This window comes from Hymenobacter sp. UYAg731, from assembly GCF_054061335.1.
In genome coordinates, this window is sequence record NZ_JBSSEC010000003.1 from 96,183 (window position 1) to 115,373 (window position 19,191).

17 protein-coding genes are annotated in these 19,191 nt (G+C 64.7%); 7 read left to right on the forward strand and 10 right to left on the reverse strand.

Translation table 11 applies throughout. The annotated features are described in order from the left end of the window. Window positions 1–149 precede the first annotated feature (149 nt). The 3 genes from ACVWYF_RS08575 to ACVWYF_RS08585 form a co-directional block, all read right to left on the reverse strand. Complete coding sequence (locus ACVWYF_RS08575) at window positions 150–521, reverse strand: hypothetical protein (RefSeq protein WP_457066643.1); 372 nt, start codon at window positions 519–521, stop codon at window positions 150–152. A gap of 215 nt (window positions 522–736) precedes the next feature. Continuing rightward, entirely contained in the window at window positions 737–1,087 is a 351-nt protein-coding gene (locus ACVWYF_RS08580; RefSeq protein WP_457066645.1) for a hypothetical protein, read from the reverse strand. 153 nt (window positions 1,088–1,240) lie between these two features. Next, complete coding sequence (locus ACVWYF_RS08585; RefSeq protein WP_457066648.1) at window positions 1,241–2,311, reverse strand: NYN domain-containing protein; 1,071 nt, start codon at window positions 2,309–2,311, stop codon at window positions 1,241–1,243. Window positions 2,312–2,640: 329 nt separating this feature from the next. Here ACVWYF_RS08585 and ACVWYF_RS08590 point away from each other — a divergent pair, with 329 nt between their 5' ends. Then, window positions 2,641–3,183, forward strand: a complete 543-nt coding sequence (locus ACVWYF_RS08590; RefSeq protein WP_457066651.1) for a GNAT family N-acetyltransferase — start codon at window positions 2,641–2,643, stop codon at window positions 3,181–3,183. A 52-nt stretch (window positions 3,184–3,235) separates the two neighbouring features. Here the strand turns inward: ACVWYF_RS08590 and ACVWYF_RS08595 are convergent, their stop codons facing one another. The 6 genes from ACVWYF_RS08595 to ACVWYF_RS08620 all read right to left on the reverse strand — a co-directional run bounded on the left by ACVWYF_RS08595 (window position 3,236) and on the right by ACVWYF_RS08620 (window position 8,577). After that, window positions 3,236–3,778, reverse strand: coding sequence for a phosphatase PAP2 family protein (locus tag ACVWYF_RS08595; protein WP_457066653.1), 543 nt, complete (start codon window positions 3,776–3,778; stop codon window positions 3,236–3,238). Window positions 3,779–3,920: 142 nt separating this feature from the next. Beyond that, window positions 3,921–4,664, reverse strand: coding sequence for a phosphatase PAP2 family protein (locus tag ACVWYF_RS08600; protein WP_457066655.1), 744 nt, complete (start codon window positions 4,662–4,664; stop codon window positions 3,921–3,923). A 177-nt stretch (window positions 4,665–4,841) separates the two neighbouring features. Continuing rightward, window positions 4,842–5,879 (reverse strand): YncE family protein, encoded by a 1,038-nt coding sequence (locus ACVWYF_RS08605; RefSeq protein ID WP_457066657.1) that lies wholly within the window; start codon window positions 5,877–5,879, stop codon window positions 4,842–4,844. 76 nt (window positions 5,880–5,955) lie between these two features. Further along, a complete protein-coding gene (locus tag ACVWYF_RS08610; protein ID WP_457066659.1) occupies window positions 5,956–6,528 on the reverse strand; it encodes a YceI family protein in 573 nt (190 codons plus the stop codon). Window positions 6,529–6,692: 164 nt separating this feature from the next. Continuing rightward, on the reverse strand, window positions 6,693–7,241 hold the full coding sequence (locus ACVWYF_RS08615) for a hypothetical protein (RefSeq protein WP_457066663.1): 549 nt from the start codon (window positions 7,239–7,241) through the stop codon (window positions 6,693–6,695). A 118-nt stretch (window positions 7,242–7,359) separates the two neighbouring features. After that, entirely contained in the window at window positions 7,360–8,577 is a 1,218-nt protein-coding gene (locus tag ACVWYF_RS08620; RefSeq protein WP_457066665.1) for a helix-turn-helix domain-containing protein, read from the reverse strand. Between the two features lie 219 nt (window positions 8,578–8,796). Here ACVWYF_RS08620 and ACVWYF_RS08625 point away from each other — a divergent pair, with 219 nt between their 5' ends. From ACVWYF_RS08625 to ACVWYF_RS08650, 6 genes are all read left to right on the forward strand, one after another. Continuing rightward, complete coding sequence (locus ACVWYF_RS08625; protein ID WP_457066668.1) at window positions 8,797–9,381, forward strand: nitroreductase family protein; 585 nt, start codon at window positions 8,797–8,799, stop codon at window positions 9,379–9,381. A gap of 128 nt (window positions 9,382–9,509) precedes the next feature. After that, window positions 9,510–10,649: a redoxin domain-containing protein gene (locus tag ACVWYF_RS08630; protein ID WP_457066670.1), complete on the forward strand. Its 1,140-nt coding sequence runs from the start codon at window positions 9,510–9,512 to the stop codon at window positions 10,647–10,649. A gap of 3 nt (window positions 10,650–10,652) precedes the next feature. Then, window positions 10,653–11,042 (forward strand): SMU1112c/YaeR family gloxylase I-like metalloprotein, encoded by a 390-nt coding sequence (gene gloA2, locus ACVWYF_RS08635; RefSeq protein WP_457066673.1) that lies wholly within the window; start codon window positions 10,653–10,655, stop codon window positions 11,040–11,042. A 170-nt stretch (window positions 11,043–11,212) separates the two neighbouring features. Beyond that, window positions 11,213–12,556: an alpha-amylase family glycosyl hydrolase gene (locus ACVWYF_RS08640; RefSeq protein WP_457066676.1), complete on the forward strand. Its 1,344-nt coding sequence runs from the start codon at window positions 11,213–11,215 to the stop codon at window positions 12,554–12,556. A gap of 55 nt (window positions 12,557–12,611) precedes the next feature. Beyond that, complete coding sequence (locus tag ACVWYF_RS08645) at window positions 12,612–13,574, forward strand: aldo/keto reductase (protein ID WP_457066678.1); 963 nt, start codon at window positions 12,612–12,614, stop codon at window positions 13,572–13,574. A 146-nt stretch (window positions 13,575–13,720) separates the two neighbouring features. Next, a complete protein-coding gene (locus ACVWYF_RS08650) occupies window positions 13,721–14,749 on the forward strand; it encodes an NADP-dependent oxidoreductase (RefSeq protein ID WP_457066680.1) in 1,029 nt (342 codons plus the stop codon). Between the two features lie 114 nt (window positions 14,750–14,863). On the opposite strand, the gene ACVWYF_RS08655 is transcribed toward ACVWYF_RS08650, so the two are convergent. Further along, window positions 14,864–19,111, reverse strand: a complete 4,248-nt coding sequence (locus tag ACVWYF_RS08655) for a T9SS type A sorting domain-containing protein (protein ID WP_457066682.1) — start codon at window positions 19,109–19,111, stop codon at window positions 14,864–14,866. Window positions 19,112–19,191 lie beyond the last annotated feature (80 nt).

Here is a 19,191-nt window from a genome sequence, read left to right on the forward strand (position 1 = left end):
TAAAGAAAGAACGTCATGCTGAGCGCAGTCGAAGCATCTCGCGTGTGGTAGTAATTAATTACTTCCCAGGTAGAGATGCTTCGACTGCGCTCAACATGACGTTCTGCTTTTTTAGGGCTTCTTCAACCCAAAAGCTGCGTTAGCGCAACTTAGTGCTGCACTACCTGCGAAGCGGCGATGTGGCGCAGGTTGCCAGCGGCCGAAATCAGCTTTTGGCTAAGCTCGCGGGCTTTGTCGCCTTCGCCGCTGAAGTTGTGGGTGGTGAGGGCGGCCTGAGCCGTCATTTCGCCGAGGCTCTGGAAAGACAGGGCCATGCCGGCGGCGTTGTTGTTATTGACGTGCCCGCGCAGGGTTTCGAGTTCGGTTACCATCAGGCGGGTGGCCGGCTGGTCGATGCTGCGCAGGTGCTGGGTCCAGCTCTCGAGGTGGCTGAGGCCCTTGCTGGGGTCAACGTGGAAGCCGGCGTTGGTGGTGTCGAACAGCATGCGAATGCTGGATTCTGCTTCGGAGATAAAACTCATGAGTGCGATGAGAGGTGATTTATGAAAAAGAACGCGACGGCCGGCAGCCAAGCCGGCCCACATTCAACGGCGAAGATACGCAGCAAGGCAAGCAAACCGGCAAACGGCCGGCCGGGCAATCGCCGCCCACCGCCAAGACAAAAGCCCCGAAAAAGGCCGCCAACCCAATGGCTGACGGCCTTTTCCGGGGCTTGCAGGGCCGCGATTATCGCATTTTAGCCCTTCAACTGGCCGGCGGCGGCGCTCAGCGCCTGGCCGAGCTGGCGCAGCTTATCCTGCGCGTCGGGAGTGGCCGCGTCGGCCACTTTCGTGGTGTGCTCGCCGAGGGTACTCAGGCTGCTGGCCAAGGCCCCGGTGTCGGAAGCGCCGCTGCTCAGGGCGTCGTGCAGGTTTTGCAGCTCCGAGCTGATGCCGGAAAGCTGCGGATTGCCTTGCAGGGTTTTAATCCAGCCGGCAATGTTGGGGCCGGCGGCACCGGCGGCGGCGGCCAAGCCACCTTGCAGGGCGTTGAGGGTAGCGTCGAGCTGGCTGGTGCCCTGGCTGCTTTGTGATGGGTTGTTATCCATGGGAAAAAGAAGGTTGATTAGGTGAACTGATGCCTTAGCAACCCATCAATCACAAGGATGTTAACTTATTAACCAACAAAATTCTGGCATTTATTCATACATGATTTAATAACAAACATTTCAGGCCAAAAGCAGTTAAGCAGCCGCCGCCGGCTATTCTTCACCAGGATGGAGCTCCTGCACGTCGGGGTGGCTGTAGTTGACCACGATGACGGAAAACGGGTGCGGCTCGCCCTCGCGCTTCTCGATGCGGATGGTGCCGGCATCGCGCAGCTTGTTGAGCTGGTCGCGGCGCTCGTAGTCGGGCAGTTCGGGCAGCTCGTCAGTGAGCAGGCGCATGAACGGCCCCAGCCACAGCTCCGTCACGCGGCGCTGCTGCTTAGCTTCGAGCTTCTGAAACTCGGCCAGCATGAAGGCCAGTGTGCGGCGTTCGGTGTCGGTGGCCAGGCGGCGGGTGGGAGCAAATTCGGAGACTTCATCGCGCGTCACAAACGGCCGGGCCAGCACCGGTACAATGGGGCGCGGGGCGCTGGCCGACGGCACGGGCACGACTTTGGGCGAGGGCATGGGCACGGCTTCGGAGCCACTATCGGCGCGGGCGGCCAGGGCAGCGGCCGAGGGCACGCCGGCCAGGCCCTGCTCGCGCAGGCGGCGGCCTTCTTCGATGGTGCGCTGGCGGTCGGTGCGGCGCTTTTCGAGCTGCTCCACGCGCTCGGGCGTGAGCAAATCGCGGGCATCGATGAACTGCGCGGCCCCGATGTTCTGGAGCAAATCGCCGGATACCGACTCGCGGAAGCCGGCCACCAGCACCTGCCGGGCCTGCCGGCGCAGGTGCTGAAGCACGGGAATGTAGTCGCGGTCGCCGGCCACAAGCACGAACGTGCCGATGTCGGGCCGGGTGTACATCACCTCCAGCGCGTCGATGCAGAGCTGCATGTCGGCGGCGTTTTTATGGTCGGTGCCCAGCACGTTGCGGGTGCTCACGCCCATCAGGTAGAGGGCACCCTGGGGGGCGGTGGCCAGGCGCTCGAAGTCGGCGTAGGCGTAGCTGATGAGGCTGTCGAGGCCCTTGTCGCTGAGCTGCTCGCGCAGGGTCCGGACGATATCGAGGCAGATGTCGTTGAGGTCGGGCGGGTCGTGAAAGTGGTTTTTCAGGAAGTAATAGACGTTTTCAAAATCGATGAAAACGGCAGCGTAGGGGGAAGCTGTCGGTTTGGGCAACATGGTGCAGAAATACTAAGTCCTATCACGAAAAAACAGCGCTGAGGGAAGACCAGAACATTTAAACAACACGCGCCTAAGCAGCAAATGGCCCGGCTGTGGGTGCCGGAACAATGTACATGACTGGCTCGCTAACCGGAGCCGTCATTTGGCGGCTCGTCTTTTACGTTGAATGGATGAAGGTACGCAACCTTGCCGCTGCTTGGCTAAATGCCCCGGGGCCGTCGGTGCATTTAGCCCGCTCCCCGCTAGTGGCCGGCGGGCACGGGGCCGAAACGCCCCGCCCGCGCCGGGGGCTGGCGCAGTATCTTCGCCGCTCCTACCCTGCTCATATGCTGCCTTTCGATAGCGCCCGCCTGCATTTTCGCCCCCTCACCGACGCCGATACGGCCGGCATGTTCGCCCTCGATTCGGACCCGGCCGTGCATCGCTACCTCGGCGGCATCGGCGGGCACATGGTGAGCGAGCCCGCCCAAAGCCTGGCCATGATACGCTACATTCAAGGGCAGTATACCACTAACGGCATTGGGCGCTGGGCCGTGGTACTGCGCGAAACCGGCGAATTCATGGGCTGGGCCGGGCTGAAGCTGGTGGCCGGCCCCATCAACGGCCAACACGATTTCTACGACCTGGGCTACCGGTTTTTGCCGCAGTTCTGGGGGCAGGGCTACGGCTTCGAGGCCGCGCGGGCCTGGCTGGATTACGGGTTTGAGATGCTGCACCTGCCCCGCATCTGCGCCTACGCCGACACGCACAACGTGGCTTCGCGCCGCATCCTCACCAAAATCGGCCTGCGCCAGGGAGCGGAGTTCCTGGTAGAAGGGATGCCCTGCGTGTGGTTTGAGGCCGATGCGCCGGCCCCATCAGGCAAGTAGTCGTTCATAAAGAGGAACGTCATGCTGACCGTTCGGTTGGCTTGTTGACCAACTATTCAGCCAGCTCGCGACGCGCCACCAGGTGCATCGCCACCACCCAGGCCACGGCCGCCGCCCAGCCCGCCAGCACATCCGACGGGTTATGGACGCCCAGGTACATGCGCGCCCAGCCCACGGCCAGCGCAAACAGCGCCATCAGCCAGCCCCAGCCGCGTGCCCGGCCGCCCCAACCCAGCAGCAGCAGCGCCGTGGCAATGGCCGCCGTATCCATGGCGTGCCCGCTGGGAAAGCTGAACGTGTGCTCCGGCTGGATGCTGGCCCACACCGCCGGCCGGGGCCGCGCCACCAGCCGCTTGATGACCTGCGTGAGCAGCATCGACCCGCCCACCGACGCGAACCACACCCACGCCGCCCGCCACTGCCGCCACCGCAGCAGCCCCAGCCACACCAGCACCCCAAGGCTCACCATGGGCCAGGTATTACCGATGATGGTGAGGAACACGGCCGTTTTATCGAGGGCCGGCGTGGCGTGGCGGTGCCAGAATTCGAGGACAGGAACATCCCAGGGCAGGCCGCCCGCGTGCGCCACGGCCATGGCTAACCAAGCGAAGATTCCAGCGGAGAGCAGCAAAACCACTCCCAATGCCCTGGCCTGCGGCATTGGGTTGAAAGCAGAACGGGGAGGCGAAAGCATAGGGAAGCCGGGGGAAATCGCCGGCAAATAACAACGGCCGTTGCTAAGCCGGGACGCTTTGCGCGTCCAGCGGCGGCGATACCACGGTGGGCAGACGCCGGTGCAGGACCTCGCGCCAGAACCGCCGCAACTGATGAAACTCGGGCGAAAACAGGATGTGCAGCCCCGCCACCCAGCCCACCGAGCCCGTCCAGCCGGCCAGCACGTCGGACGGGAAATGCACGCCCAGATACACCCGGCTCCAGCCCACGGCCAGGGCAAACAGTGCCCCCAGCACCCAGGCCAGCCAGTGGCCACGGTGCCGCCACAGCAGGAAGCCCAGCGCCGTGGCTACGGCCGCCGCGCCCATGGCGTGCCCGCTCGGGAAGCTGTAGTAGAAGGCCGGTTTCAAACTCAGCCACAAGGATGGCCGGGGCCGGGCAAACAGCACCTTCACCAGCAGATTAAGGGCCATGGCCCCGCCCACCGACAACCCAAAAAACCATGCCTGCCGACGCACGCTCCACACGGCCAGTCCCCCGGTGATGAGTACGGCCAGCACGCCCATGGGCAGCGGGTCGCCGGCGGCGGTGAAGGCCAGCGCCAGCCGGTCCAGCAAGGGAGTGGCGTGGGCGTGCAGGAACTCCAGAATCCGTTTGTCGCCGATGAAGCCGCCGGACTCCCAAATGTCTTCGGCCACGTTCATGAATACTACCCATGGCAGCACTAAGCCAGCCAATAGCGCCAGCAGCAGCATTTTATGCGCCCGCAGGGCGTGGCGCAGGTGGGGCCACAAAGTGGTGAGCATGGCGCGGTGGTGGCTATTCTGGTGAATGGTGAGTTACGAACCGAATTGAGAAACGGCCGTCATACAGAGCGCAGCGAATCATCTCGCCCGCCACCAGTAATCCTTTTTATTGGATTGCGTTGTGCGGTAAAGATGCTGCGCTGCGCTCTACATGACAGCCTTTGTCTACTTACTACCCTACCGCCCAAACTCCAGCACCCGGAACGTGCCGGGCACCACGCTGGGCCGGGGCCGTGGGTTCTCGGTGGTGGGGGCCGGCGCGGGGCCGTAGTCGGCGGTGCAGGTGAAGAGGTGGTGGCTCTTGGGGTCGATGGCGATGGTGCGGGCCCCGCGGGCCGTGGGCAGGTTGGCCACCACGGTGTACTTATCGGGTGTGTCTTCGTGGATGATGGTGAACGTGCCGGAGCCGCCGTTCGACACGATGACGTTGTTGGTGCTGGGGTCGAAGGCGGCTCCGTCGGTGCCCTTGCCGGTGGGCAGCACGGCGATTTGCTTACCGGTTTTGCTGTCCGTCACCACCAGCTTTTCATTGGCGCAGCCGCTGAACAGGCGGTTGGTTTTGGGGTCGTATGCGAGGCCAGTAGGCTCTTCACCGGGGGCCACGGAATGGCGCTGGAGCACAGCCAGGGTTTTGGCGTCGAACTCGATGACCTGGCTTTTGTCTTCGATGTTGACGAAAATGTGGCCCTTGCCGTCGGTGGCCGGGGCTTCCACGTCGCCGCCCAGCTCGGCGGTGCCTACCACGGCCCCGGTTTTGGCATCGAGCACGGTGCTTTTGCCGCCGTCGTTGCTGAACAGGAACACGCGGTTCGAGAACTTATCCACCAGCAGCGCATCGGGCTTGGGGCCGGTGGGAATGGGCGCGCCGATGGGCTGCAGGGTTTTTAAATCGAACACCACGCAGGTGTTGTTGCGTCCGCAGGTAATGTAGCCCCGGTTGGCACTGGGCATCACCTCGATGCCATGCACACCGGGCGTATCCTTGATGGTGCCGATAACCTTGCGGGTCTTCAAATCAATCACCTCTACCCGCGTGCCGTGCGACACGTAGAGGCGCTCGCCGGCAGGGTCCACGCTCAGGTAGTCCCAGCCGCCCTCGCCGCCGATGCTGATGGTGTTGAGCAAATGGTAGGGCGCGGCAGGCGCGGTTTGGGCCAGCGCGGCGGGACCGAAAAAGGAGAGCGCCAGGGGCGCGGCCAGCAGCAGGTTTTTCACAGAGGAAGAGCTTAAGATGAAACCGATGCGGCGAAGGTCGCCGCCGATTCTGTAGCTAGGCTGAAGTCCTGAGCCTTTACCGCGCCACCACGTCGAAGGCCACCTGAAAATCGTTGCGAATGGCGTAGCTGCCCAGGTTCTGAAAGAAGGACGAGGAGTTGAAATTGACCCCAAACTGCGTGCGGTCGATGGTGGCCGTGCCGCGCAGGCGCAGCCCGCCGCCGGGCTCGGCCGCCACCGTCACGGGAAAAGCCACCGGCTTCCGAATGCCCTTGAGGGTAAGCGTGCCACTGGCTTGGCCATTCTTAAAAGCAGTCAGCTCGAACACAGCGGTGGGAAACTTCACGGCGTCGAAGAAATCGGGGCCGCGCAGGTGCTCGGCCAACTGGGCTTGGTCGTGGGCGATGCTGGCCATGTCGACCACCACGCGGGCGGCGCGCACTACTGCGTCCTCGGTCACCACCGTGCCTTCGCGCAGCCGGATGCTGCCCTGCGGAGCCCAGCTGCCGGCTTCGGCGTGGCCGGTCCAGGCGAGGGTGCTGGCGGCGGGGTCTAGGCGCAGGGTGGCGGGGGCCGGACGGGCGGCGAGCAGGGCCAGAAGCGGGAGGAGCAGCGGGAGGAGCAGCGAGAAAATCAGGAGCTTTTTCATGAGAGTTGGGAGGGGGAAATGAGGTTAAGAGAGGTATTCTGCCCGGTCCGACCGCCCTAGGCGGTCCGACCGGTTATCGTTATTATTGAGCAAACCGTATCAGAACGTGCCCCTGACGACCGGTCGGACCGCCTAGGGCGGTCGGACCGGGGGCCGGCACGGGCCTACTTAGCCGGCAGCACGTCGGCTTCGGTTTCAATCAGGCCGTAGCCTTTGTAGAGGCGGCCCTGGGCATCGCGGGCGATGACGAACCAGAGGGCATCGCCGCCATACAGCTGCCGGGCGCTGGCAGCGTACCGGTAGTTGCGGGCGAAGGTGTAGGTGACCCCTTTTTTGAGGTGGCCGCCGGGGCAGTTGAAGAGCTCGGCAAACTCGGCGGGCGTTTCGCGCAGGTTGCGCTGCCAGCCCTCGGCGCTGTACCAGATGTAGCTGCCGCAGGCCACTATTTCGAGGTCGGCATCTTCGGCGCGCACCGTGGTCTGGTGCTTCCAGACGTAGCCGCCCGGCGTGGCGGGGTCGGCCTCGGGATGCACCACACCGGGCGAGTGCCGAAGCGTGAGGCCCACCGGCAGGCGGCGCAGCTCATCGGGCAGGACGCGGGTGCGGTCGGTCCAGGTCGTACCCGGCAGGGCGGCGGCGGGGGTAGTTTGGGCCGGGGCGGGGGCCGGGAGGAGGGCCAGCGCCAGGAGCGCCGGTAGCAGGAAGCGGGTCATAAACGGGGCGTTTGAAGTACGACCCAAAGGTGGCCCTCTGCCCTACCCTCCATCGCCCCAATACCGGATGTGGGACGTACCGAAACATGATTTGGGGCCTTTTCGGGCCCAAATCATGTTATTCGCCTCCCTGGTACTCCCTCGGGGCCACGCCGGTCAGTTGCTTGAAAATCCGGTTGAAGGTGGTTTTGGAATTGAAGCCGCTCTCGAAGGCGATGCCCAGCAGGGTGAAGCGGCGGGCATCGGGGGCGGCGAGGCGGCGTTGCACTTCGGCCACCCGGTAGCCGTTCACCAGGTCGTTGAAGGTGCGGCCGAAGCCGGCGTTCACCGTGAAGGAAATTAGGCGCGGCGGCAGGCCGGTGTGGGCCGAAAGCTCGGCCAGCGTGAGGGTTGGGTTCTGGTAAAGCTGGTCGTCGACCAGCGCCCGGCAGATGCGCTCCATCATGAGCGGGTCGGCCGTTGGAGAGGCTACATTATCGGTGATGTTGGCGGGAACGGCGGGGGCCGTTTCGTTGGCAGCAATGGTTTCAATAGCGCGGGTGGGCACGGTGGTTTCGGTGGCCCCGGCCGGTAGCGCGGCGGTGGGCGCGGCTGCCGCATCCTGCTCGGGCGCGAAATGCACGGCCCGCATATCGGCCTGCCGCAGGCCCACCACGCCAATCACGAACACGACCACGCCCAGCAGCTCGGTGGAGTAGTCGTAGCGATAGTAAATCCCGAAAAACTCGCGCAGCACCAGCTCCAGCAGCCATTGCCCGCTCACGGCGGCCAGTAGCAGCAGCAGCCAACGCAACCAGCGCAGCCGCAGCCGCGACACTTCCGAGAAATTATCCGTCAGCCAGCGGCCGTAGCGCCGCAGCAGGTGCAGGCTCAGCAGCAGGTAGGCCATGAGCGAAAGCCAGGTACCGATGAACTCCAGCCGGTAGGTAACGGGCCGGTGAACGTGCAGCCAGAAGTCGTTGCGCACGGCGTAGGGCTGGAAGCGCAACCACCAGTACAGCCCCGCCTGCAACAGCACCGGCGCAAAATGCCCCCAGTACCGCGCCCGCCACCGAAACCCGTGGTTGACGAGGCTGCGCACGTAGAAAAACAGCAGCGGCCCAAACCCCAACGAGTAGTAGATGGGGGAAAAGTAAAGCCCGGCATCCTGCTCATACAGCCCCGACACCCGGAAAAACCCATCAAGTATCCACAAGGCAATGGCCACCATCAGCAGGGCCAGAAAGCGGTTCGATACGCGGTTGACCGGGGCGCTGGCCAGCAGCCCCGCCGCAAACAGCGCCTGCGCGATAACGGCAAACAGCGCCACCGACATGAAGGAAACCGTGATTTGCATAGCGTTGCGAAGGGAGCCCCCGAGGGCTGCAAAGATGCAGCCGGCCCGCCTGGTCTGGTTGCTGGTTGCGGTGCTTATTTTGCGTCATGGGCTACGGCCCCGGCGCGTAACCCTGGGCACAATGGCCGGATACACAATGCGCCGGGAAGTGGCCAGCGCGCTACGCGGCCGAACGGGCCGCCCGGTCACCGTTTTCAATCCGCCTTTTCCCTCCGCCCGATGACCTCTCCGCTCTTCGATACCGAACAAATCAATACCCTCATCCGCACGCGGCGCAGCACGTTCATCCCGCAGTTTGTACCCGGCCGGGCCATCCCGGACTCCACCATCTGGCAGCTGCTGGAAAATGCCAACTGGGCCCCCAGCCACAAGCAAACCGAACCTTGGCGCTTCGTCGTGTTCACGGGCGCGGGGCTCGAAAAGCTGGCGGTATTTCAGGCCGATTTGTATGAAAAAACCGCCGGGCCAGCCTACAAAGCCGCCAAGCACGCCAAGCTGCGGACTAATCCGCCGCAGTGCTCGCACGTCATCGCCATTGCCATGAAGCGCACCGAGCCGCGCCTGCCCGAAATCGAGGAAATTGAAGCCGTGGCCTGCGCCGTGCAAAACCTGCATTTGTCGGCCCACGCCTACGGCCTGGGCGGCTACTGGAGCAGCGGCGGCATCACGTACACCGAAGAGGCCAAGGCGTTTTTCGGCCTCGGACCGGACGACCGGTTGCTGGGATTTTTCCAGCTGGGCTACATCGACGTGCCCTCGCCCCCGGCCAGCGCGGGCCGGTGCAGGACAAAACCCGCTGGGTGAGCGAGTAGCGACCGGCCCGTTCAGCTTCGGCAATCGTTGAACCGCAATACCGCGCCCACCGCCGCGGAGCCCCGTGCAACTGTAGCCGGACAACTGGCATCAGTGTGCTATCTAACCCCACCCTTTCCATGAAAAAGCTCCTCTACAGCGCCCTGCTCCTGCTGCCCATACTGGCCCAGGCCCAAACCGGTAACTTTATTTTGAAGGGCACCACCGGCGCGAAGGCCGGCGTGACTAAAGCATACCTTTTTTACAGCTTTGACCACACCCAGGTACGGGACTCGGTGGCCGTGCAGAACGGGCATTTCGAATTCCGGGGCACCCTGCCCGAGGTGGCGCAGGGCTCCCTTATGTTGAGCCACCACGGCACGCCTTACAGCGCATCGCGGGACTTCACATTGCAGCCTTTTTTTCTGGAAAAAGGCACCGTTACCTGGGTTACGCCCGATTCGGCCGGCAAAGCCATTGTGCGCGGCACCCCGCTCAACGACGAGAAAGCCCGCCTGCAAGCCTTGCTGAAACCGCTGGATGAGCAAGCCGCAACCCTAAACAAAGAGTTTTACGCCCAACCCGAGGCTACCCGCAAAAACGCCGCCTATCGGAAGCAGTTTGAGCCTCGGTGGGCTGCCATCAACGCCCAAAAGCAGCAGGTGCGGGTCAGTTACATTAAGGCGCATCCCAACGCGCTGTTCAGCCTATTTGTGCTCAAGGAGCTGGAGTGGAACGCCCCCGACCTGGCCCACTACGCCGAATGGTACCAAAGCCTGAGCGCAAACCTGCGGAGCACCCCACGCGGCGTGCTCATCGGGGACCGGATTAAGCGGCTGCAAAGCGTGGCCGTGGGCGCTACCGCTCCCGACTTCACCCAGAACAACCCCGAAAACGTGCCCATGACATTAAGCAGCCTGCGCGGCAAATACGTGCTGATAGATTTCTGGGCCAGCTGGTGCGGCCCCTGCCGCCAGGAAAACCCCAGCGTAGTCAAAGCCTACAATGCCTTCAAGGACAAAGGCTTTACTATTCTCGGCGTATCGCTCGATAATGAGCGCACCCGCGAAGCATGGCTTCGCGCCATCGAGAAGGACGGCCTGACCTGGACGCACGTATCGGACCTGAAATTCTGGGACAATGCGGTGGCCCAGACCTACGGCGTGCAGGGTGTACCGCAGAACTTTCTGGTTGACCCGCAGGGTAAAATCGTGGCCACCAATCTGCGCGGCGAAGAGCTACAGAGCACCCTCAACAAGCTGCTGAGCGCGACCAACTAACATATGCAACTCCTCCTCGGCCTGCACCACGTCGCCGTTATCTGTTCCGATTACGCGGCCTCAAAACACTTCTACACCGAAATTCTCGGGCTGGAAATTCTGGCCGAAACCTACCGTGCGGCCCGCGACTCGCACAAGCTGGACCTGGCCATCAACGGGCAGTACGTCATTGAGTTGTTTTCCTTCCCCAACCCGCCGCCGCGCCCCAGCTATCCGGAGGCCGCCGGCCTGCGCCACCTTGCCTTTGCCGTGCCCGACGTAGCCGCCGCCATCCGGCACCTGGAGGCGCACGGCGTGACCTGCGAACCCGTGCGCGTGGATGAATTCACCGGCCGCCGCTTCACCTTTTTTGCCGACCCCGACGGCCTGCCGCTGGAATTCTACGAGGGGTAGAGACGCAATATTTTTCGTCTCGTCGTTGCATGGAGTCTTTGAAGGAACCGCCGAACGATTCTATCGCGAGTTCAACGACGAGACGCAAAATATTGCGTCTCTACAGCGTCCGGCCAGCAACCGACGCCACTTCAGGCGCGTAGCGGTACACTCCACCGCCCTCGCTCAACATGCCCGACCACCCGCTTGCCGCCCGCTTCACCGTGGCTCACCCCGAGTGGGCGGCCCACGCCACCATCTACGAAGTCAACGTTCGCAATTTCACCCCTGAAGGCACTTTCCGGGCCTTTGAGGCCCATTTGCCGCGTTTGCAAACGATGGGTATCGGCATTGTGTGGCTGATGCCGGTGCATCCCATCGGGGAAGTGGGGCGCAAGGGCACGCTGGGCTCGCCGTATGCCGTGCGCGACTATTTCGCCGTAAATCCGGAGTTTGGCACCCTGGATGACCTGCGCCATCTGGTGCAGGCGGCTCATGCATTGGGCATGAAGGTGCTGCTCGATTGGGTGGCCAACCACACCAGCCGCGACAATGCCCTCATTCAGGAGCACCCCGACTGGTACCAGCACGATGCCGCCGGCCAGCTGGTGCCGCCCGTAGCCGACTGGACCGACGTGGTGGCCCTCGATTACCGCAACCGCGCCATGCGCCGCTACATGATTGAGGCCCTGGCCTGGTGGCTGCGGGAAACCGACATCGATGGCTACCGCTGCGACGTGGCCGGGCTGGTGACCACGGATTTCTGGGACGAGGCCCGGCCCGTGCTTGATACCCTTAAGCCGGTGTTTATGCTGGCCGAGTGGGACGAGCTGTACCCCTCGGGCGGGCTGAGCTGGGAGGAGTTCGACTCTGACACGCGGCTGCTCGAAAAAGCCTTCGACATGACTTTCGGCCTGCGCCTGCACTACCTGCTCGACCGCATTGCCGAAGGCCACGCCGGGCTGCCCGAAATCGACGCCTACCTGGCCGCCGAACGCGAGAAATACCCACCCAGCGTGTACCTGATGCACTTCACCAGCAACCACGACGTGAACAGCTGGGACGGCACTGAGTATGAGCGCCTGGGGCCGCTGGCGCGGCCCTTCGCCGTGCTCACGGCCCTGCTGCCGGGTATGCCGATGCTGTACTCGGGCCAGGAAGCGGGCCTGAACCGCCGGCTGGAGTTCTTCGACCGCGATACTATTGAGTGGGGAGATTTACCACTCCAGGATTTCTACACCCGCCTGTTTCAGCTCAAAAAAAGCCACCCGGCCCTGCTCAACGGCGACCCGGCCAGCGCGTTCCAGCGCCTGCCCGGCCCGCCTGAGGTCTACGCCTTCCTGCGCACCAAGGGCGACGCGGCCGTGCTGTGCGCCGTGAATGTGGCAGCCGGAGCGCAGCGCGCCCCCGCCGTGCCGGGCCAGTGGCGCGACCTGTTCAGCGACGAAACTTTGACCCTTTTGGCCGGCGAGGAACTACCGGTACCGGCCCACGGCTGGCGGGTGTTGGTGGCAGTTGAGCCCACCGTCGGCTAACCTTCGGGCGGGTTTTTCAGTTAGGGAGGCTCATTCCCTGAATATTCAAACTGCTATGCAAACCCGTGAACTTGGCCGCTCCGGCCTCCAAATTTCGCCCCTCATGCTGGGCGGCAACGTCTTCGGCTGGACCATCGATGAAACCACGTCCTTCGCCGTGCTCGATGCCTTCGTGGCCAACGGCGGCAACGCTATTGATACCGCCGACGGCTATTCCGTGTGGGTGCCCGGCCACGTCGGGGGCGAGTCGGAAACCATTATTGGCAAGTGGCTGCAACGGCGCGGCCGGCGCGATGATATCATCATTGCCACCAAAGTGGGCTGGGAAGTAAACGCCGACAACAAGGGCCTGAAAAAGGACTACATTCTACGGGCCGTGGAAGGCTCGCTCAAGCGCCTGCAAACCGATTACATCGACCTGTACCAGTCGCACAAAGACGATGAAACCACATCTGTGGAGGAAACCCTCGAAGCCTACGCCCAGCTGGTGAAGGAAGGCAAGGTGCGCGCCATTGGGGCTTCCAACTTCACGGCCGCCCGCTTGCAGGAGTCGCTGGAAGCCAGCGCCAAACATGGTTTTCCGCGCTACGAGACGCTGCAAAATCTTTACAACCTGTACGACCGGGCGGACTTCGAGCAGCACCTCGCCCCGCTCCTGCTGGAGGAGAACATCAGCGCGATTCCGTATTACGGCCTCGCCGCCGGCTTCCTCACCGGCAAATACCGCGACCAGGCCGACCTGCAAAAAAGCGCGCGCGGAGCCGGCGTGGGCCAGAAATACCTCAACGAAAAGGGCCTCGCCCTGCTCACCGCCATCGATGCCGTGGCCGACACCCACTCGGCCACGCCCGCCCAGGTAGCCCTGGCCTGGCTGATGCAAGCCCCCGGCGTAACCGCCCCCATTGCCAGCGCCACCAGCGTGGGCCAGGTGAAGGAGCTACTCGAAGCCACCGGGCTACGCCTGACGGCAGATGATTTGGAAACGCTGGAAAAAGCCCAGCCGGTGCAGGCAGAGTAGTGTGGTGCTTAAAGGAACGTCGTGCTGAGCTGGTCGAAGCATGACGTTCCTTTTTATTCCCATTCCCCCATTTCCTAACCTAGGTCAAGCCTCGGCTTTTGCAACTTGCGCCTCCATACCCTCCCACCCTCAATACCCCAAACACCATGGCCCTCACCAACACCCGCGTCAAACTCGCCTCGCGCCCCGTGGGGCTACCGCAGCCGGCCAATTTCGATATCGACACCGTCGATGTGCCTGCGCTGGAGGAGGGTCAGGTGCTGGTGAAAATCAGCTTTATTTCCCTCGACCCCGCCATGCGCGGCTGGATGAATGAGGGCCGCAGCTACATCAAGCCCATTGCCGTTGGCGACGTGTTTCGGGCGGGCGTGGCCGGGCAGGTGGTGGAGTCGCACAACCCCGCCTTCGCCGTGGGCGACTATGTGACCGGCAACCTCGGCGTGCAGCAGTACGCCGTGGTGGGGGCTGGGGCCACAGACCCGCGCAGCCCCGAGTACCTCGTGAAAGTTGACCCCGCCATCGTGCCGCTCGAAGCCTATCTGGCCACGCTGGGGATGCCGGGGATGACGGCCTACTTCGGCCTGCTCGACACCGGCCAGCCCAAACCGGGCGAAACCGTAGTGGTATCGGGCGCGGCCGGGGCCGTGGGCAGCGTGGTGGGCCAGATTGCCAAGCTAAAAGGCTGCCGCGTGGTGGGCATCGCCGGCGACCAGGAAAAGTGCGACTACTGTATGCAAACGCTCGGTTTCGATGCCTGCATCAACTACAAAACCGACAACGTGCGCCAGGCCCTGCGCGCCGCCGCCCCGCAGGGCATCGACGTGTATTTCGATAACGTGGGCGGCGAAATCCTGGATTTGGTACTGGAGCAAATCCGGATGAAAGCCCGTATTGTCATTTGCGGGGCCATCTCGCAGTACAACAACACCACGCCCGTCAAAGGCCCCAGCAACTACCTCTCCCTGCTGATGAACCGCGCCCGCATGGAAGGCATCGTGGTGTTCGACAACGCCGCCAACTACGGCACGGCAGCCCGCGAAATGGCCGGCTGGATTCAGGAAGGAAAGTTGCATTCGCCTAAAATCCAGGTCGAGCACGGCGTGGAGAACTTCCTCCCGGCGCTGCTGAAGCTGTTTTCGGGCGAGAACTTCGGCAAGCTGGTGCTGGCCCCGTAGCTACGTAGCGCGGACTTTGCGAGCCCGCGTGTACCAAACCTCCCCGAGAATCATGAAAAAAAACAGCCCCGCCGGCCAATGCCGACGGGGCTGTTTGCATGCAAATCCGGCCCGCTACTCGCGCACGAAGCGGCGGGTGGCCGTGCTTCCATCGGGCGTGTTGGCGCGGAGCAGGTACACGCCGGTGGGCAGGGCGCTCAGGTCGAGTGGCTGCGCGGCGGCCGAGGCCGGCACCGCTACCCGGTACACCACCTGGCCCAGGGCGTTGAGCACGCTGAGCTGCACCGCCGGGTGGGCGTTGGCCAGCGTCAGGGTCAGCTTGCCGTCGGGCGTGGGGTTGGGGTAGAGCTGGAGCGTGGCATCGGCCAGCTGCCGGGCCGTGGCCGTGACCACGAGCGGGGCCGAGGGCAGCGAGACGCAGCCCTGCGCCGAGGTGGTCGTGACAGTGTAAGAACCCAACTGGGCGGCCGAATTCACGACGTAGGTGGGGCCGGTAGCGCCGGCAATGGCCACGCCGTTGAGGTACCACTGATTGCCGGTGGCGGCGCTGCTGGTGAGCGTGGTGGTGGGGCCGTTGTACTGGGCGCTCACCGTGGGGCGCGTGGGCAGGGCGTTAATCGTGACCGTAGCCGTGGCCGACGTACCGCCGCAGGCGCTGGTGCTGCTTACCGTGTTGGTGATAGTGTAGGTACCGGGCGTACTGGCCAACAAGTCGATAGCTCCGGTCGTAGCATTCAGGGTCAGGCCGGTGGTCGAGGTGAAGCTGCCCGCGCTGGCCCCCGTGGCCAGGGCCGGGGTGGCCGTGCCGCTGGCGCACAGCGAAGCACTGCCGTAGCTAAATGCCGCCGAAGCCGGAGCCGAAATCGTTACGCTGGCCGTGCTGCTGCTTGGGCAGGTGCCGCCCACGCTGTACGTCACGGTGTAGGTGCCGGGCGTAGAAGTGGCGGGGCTGATGGCTCCCGTGGTCGTGTTCAGGCTCAGGCCCGAAGCCGCAGCAAACGTGCCGCCCGCCGTGCCCGTGATGCTGGGCGTGGAGGTCGAACTGCTGAGGCAATACCCGGTAGCCGGGTAGTTGAAGGCCGCCGAGGTAGCGGGGTTCACCGTGACGGCCGTGGCCGCCGAGGTAGCCGAACAGCCGCTGCCGCTGGTGACCACCACCGCATAGCTGCCCGCCGCGCTGGCCGAGTAGCTACCCGCCGTAGCCCCGGCAATGGCCTGGCCATTCAGCAGAAACTGATACGTGGCCGCCGCCCCGCCGCCGCCGGCCGTCAGCAGCACCGCAGTGCCCTGGCAGATGGCCGTGGAGCCGCTGGCCGCCAGTGTGGCCACCGGCGCGGCGCTGATGGTAATTGCAGCCGTAGCCGTAGTGGCCGCACACGAGCCCGAAGCTGCGATGGTATTCGTCACGGTATAGGTGCCGGCCTGGCTGGCGGCCAGGTTCACCACGCCGGAGGCGGGGTCGAGGCTCAGGCCGGTGGTGGAGGTGAAGGTACCGGCGCTGGCTCCGCCGCTAAACACCGGGGCCACGTTGCCCTGGGCCGCCGCGCAGAAGCTGCTGGCCGGGTAGCTGAACGTCGCTACCGGCGCTGTCGTGATGGTCACGCTGGCCGAGGACGCCGCCGAGCAGGTGCCGCTCACGGTATAGGTTACGGTGTAGGTGCCGGCCGTGCTGGCCGCCAGATTAATTGCCCCGGTGCTGGCATTCAGACTCAGGCCGCTGGCCGAAGCAAACGTGCCGCCCGCCGTGCCCGTGATGGCCGGCGTGGCCGTGCCCCCACTGGCGCACAGCGTGGAGGAAGCGTAGGCAAACGCCGCGCTCGGGGCGGCGCTGATGGTGACGCTGGCCGTGGCCGTGCCGGGGCAGGGGCTGCCCGCCGCGTAGCTCACGGTATAAGTACCGGGCTGACTGGCGGCCAGGTTGATAACGCCGGTGCCGGCATTCAGGCTCAGGCCCGCCCCCGCCGAAAACGTGCCGCCCGCGATGGAAACCGTGGGGCCGGGGTTGGTGCCCGCGTTCTGGCAGTAGCTGGTAGCGCCGTAGGCCACGGTGGGCGTGGCCACGGGGTTCACCGTGATGGTGGTGCCGGCCGAGGTAGCCGTGCAGTTGCCGGGATTGGTGACAACCACGCTGTAGGTGCCGGCCTGAGCAGCCGCGTAGGTGGCGCTGGTGGCTCCGGCAATGGCTTGGCCATTCAGCAGAAACTGGTAGGTAGCGCCGGTGCTGCCGCCGTTGGCCGTCAGCGGCACGGTGCTGCCCTGACAGATGGTGGTGGGGCCGCTCACGGCCAGTGCCGCTGCCGGCACCGCGCTGATGCTCACCTGCGTGGTGGCCGAGGCGGTCTGGCAGGCCCCGTTGGCCGATACGGTGTTTGTCACGGTATAAGTACCCGGCTGGCTGGCGGCCAGATTGATGGCCCCGGTGCTGGCGTTCAGGCTCAGGCCCGTGGGCGAAGCCGTGAAGGTGCCGGCTGCCGCGCCGGCCATTAACGTAGCCGTGGGGTTGGCCCCGCTGGCGCAGTAGGCCGCGTTGGCGTAGCCGAAACCGGCCGCGCCGGGCGTGGCCACCGTCACCGACTGGGTGCTGGTGCTGGGGCAGGGGCCGCCCACGCTGTAGGTCACGGAGTAGGTGCCGGCCGTGCTGGCAGCCAGGCTAATCTGGCCGGTGGCGGCATTGATGCCCAAGCCGCTGGCCGCTGTGAACGTGCCACCCGCCGTGCCGCTAATGGTGGGCGTGGGGTTGGCGCTGCTCTGGCAGTACGAGGCCGCGTTATAGGTGAAAGTGGCGGTGGTAGCCGGATTCACCGTCACGTTCACGGTGCTGGTGCTGGAGCAGCCGTTGCTGGAGGCCGTGAGCGTGTAAGTGGTGGTGACGGCGGCGCTGGTGGTATTGGTCAGCGTCACGGTGGGCTGGGCGGCGGTGGCGCTGGATAAGCCAGTAGCGGGGCTCCAGCTATAGGTGTAGCCCGTGACGGCGGCCGTGCCCAACTGGGCCGAGCCGCCCGAGCAGAAGGTTTGCGCCGCGCCGGCATTCGCGGTCACGGCGGGGTTCACCGTCACGCGCACCGTGCTGCTGCCCACGCAGCCCGTGGCCGATACGGCCGTGAGCGTGTAGGTGGTGGTGCGTGGGGCCGTGCCGGTATTAGTCAGGGTGATGGTGGGCTGGGCACTGGAGGCGCTGCTCAGGCCCGTGCTCGGCGACCAGCTGTAGGTGAGGCCAGCCACGGGCGCGCTGCCCAATTGGGCCGACTGGCCGGAGCACAGCACGCGGTCGGGGCCAGCGCTGGGCGTAGGCAGGGGCTCCACGGTCACGGTCACGGTGGCCGTGGCCGAGCAGTTGCCGTTGTCGCCGGTCACGGTATAGGTGGTGGTGGCGGTGGGCGAGGCGACGGGCGTGGCCGAACGGGGGTTGTTCAGGCCCGTGCTCGGCGACCAGGTGTAGTTCTGCGCGCCGCTGGCTGAAAGCGTGGCCGAACTACCGGCGCAAATCGTCGTGTTGGGCGACACGGTGAGCACCGGCGTGGCGCGCACCGTCACCGTGGCCTGGGCCGTGCTGGAGCAGCCGGCGGCGTTGGTCACCGTTACCGTATAAATAGTGGAGGCCGTGGGCGATGCCGTGGGGCTGGCCACTGTGCTGCTGCTAAGGCCGGTGGCCGGGCTCCAAGAGTAAGTGCTGCCGCCGCTGGCATTCAGCGTAATGGACTGGCCGGCGCAGATGGCCGTGGCCACCGGGTTCACGCTGGCCGTGGGCAGCGCGTTCACCGTCACCGTCACCGACGACGTGGCCGAGCAGCCGTTTGAGCTGGCCGTCACGGTGTAGGTGCCCGAGCGGTTCACGCCCACGTTGGCGATGGTGGGGTTTTGCAATAGCGAGGTAAAGCCGTTGGGGCCGGTCCAGGAATAGCTGGCCCCCGGCACCGTGCTGGCCGTAAGCAGCAGGTTGCCCCCGGCGCAGAGCGGCGAGTTGCTGCCCGAAGTCACGGTCCCGATGTTGGTAATGGTGAGGTCCTGGTCGTTATCGGTGCCAATGGTGGCGGGGCTGGAGGCCACCACCCGCACGCGGTAGCCCGAGCCCGTGACCACGCCCGCCGGCAGCGCCGCCGTGATGGTGCCGCCCGCCGTGCCCGTGAGCGAGCCAATGGCCACCGGCGCGGCAAAGGAGCCGGTTTCGTCCGAGAGCTGGGCCGTGAACACGTTGCTGGGGTCGATGCTGCCGCTCACCGCGTAGCTCACCCGCACGGTGGTATTTTGGCAGAAGTTCGGGCCGTTCAGGACCGAGGTGGTGATGGTGGCCGCCGCGCCTGTGCGGCCCCAGGCCAGGCTTACCAATAAGAGCAGTAAGCTAAAAAGTAACCGGTGCTTCATGAGAATTGGAGAAAGATGAATGAGAGCAGCTGGCCAGAAAGCCGGCTAGTTAGCCCGCCCACATGATGGCAGGATGAGGA

Coding starts and splice junctions, on each gene's coding strand:
- ACVWYF_RS08585 (WP_457066648.1), bottom strand. CDS start 2,311: ATGTTGCCCAAACCGACAGCTTCCCCCTACGCTGCCGTTTTCATCGAT.
- ACVWYF_RS08600 (WP_457066655.1), bottom strand. CDS start 4,664: ATGCTCACCACTTTGTGGCCCCACCTGCGCCACGCCCTGCGGGCGCAT.
- ACVWYF_RS08615 (WP_457066663.1), bottom strand. CDS start 7,241: ATGACCCGCTTCCTGCTACCGGCGCTCCTGGCGCTGGCCCTCCTCCCG.
- ACVWYF_RS08645 (WP_457066678.1), top strand. CDS start 12,612: ATGCAAACCCGTGAACTTGGCCGCTCCGGCCTCCAAATTTCGCCCCTC.
- ACVWYF_RS08630 (WP_457066670.1), top strand. CDS start 9,510: ATGAAAAAGCTCCTCTACAGCGCCCTGCTCCTGCTGCCCATACTGGCC.
- ACVWYF_RS08655 (WP_457066682.1), bottom strand. CDS start 19,111: ATGAAGCACCGGTTACTTTTTAGCTTACTGCTCTTATTGGTAAGCCTG.
- ACVWYF_RS08620 (WP_457066665.1), bottom strand. CDS start 8,577: ATGCAAATCACGGTTTCCTTCATGTCGGTGGCGCTGTTTGCCGTTATC.
- ACVWYF_RS08575 (WP_457066643.1), bottom strand. CDS start 521: ATGAGTTTTATCTCCGAAGCAGAATCCAGCATTCGCATGCTGTTCGAC.
- ACVWYF_RS08640 (WP_457066676.1), top strand. CDS start 11,213: ATGCCCGACCACCCGCTTGCCGCCCGCTTCACCGTGGCTCACCCCGAG.
- ACVWYF_RS08595 (WP_457066653.1), bottom strand. CDS start 3,778: ATGGCCGTGGCGCACGCGGGCGGCCTGCCCTGGGATGTTCCTGTCCTC.
- ACVWYF_RS08625 (WP_457066668.1), top strand. CDS start 8,797: ATGACCTCTCCGCTCTTCGATACCGAACAAATCAATACCCTCATCCGC.
- gloA2 (WP_457066673.1), top strand. CDS start 10,653: ATGCAACTCCTCCTCGGCCTGCACCACGTCGCCGTTATCTGTTCCGAT.
- ACVWYF_RS08610 (WP_457066659.1), bottom strand. CDS start 6,528: ATGAAAAAGCTCCTGATTTTCTCGCTGCTCCTCCCGCTGCTCCTCCCG.
- ACVWYF_RS08580 (WP_457066645.1), bottom strand. CDS start 1,087: ATGGATAACAACCCATCACAAAGCAGCCAGGGCACCAGCCAGCTCGAC.
- ACVWYF_RS08650 (WP_457066680.1), top strand. CDS start 13,721: ATGGCCCTCACCAACACCCGCGTCAAACTCGCCTCGCGCCCCGTGGGG.
- ACVWYF_RS08590 (WP_457066651.1), top strand. CDS start 2,641: ATGCTGCCTTTCGATAGCGCCCGCCTGCATTTTCGCCCCCTCACCGAC.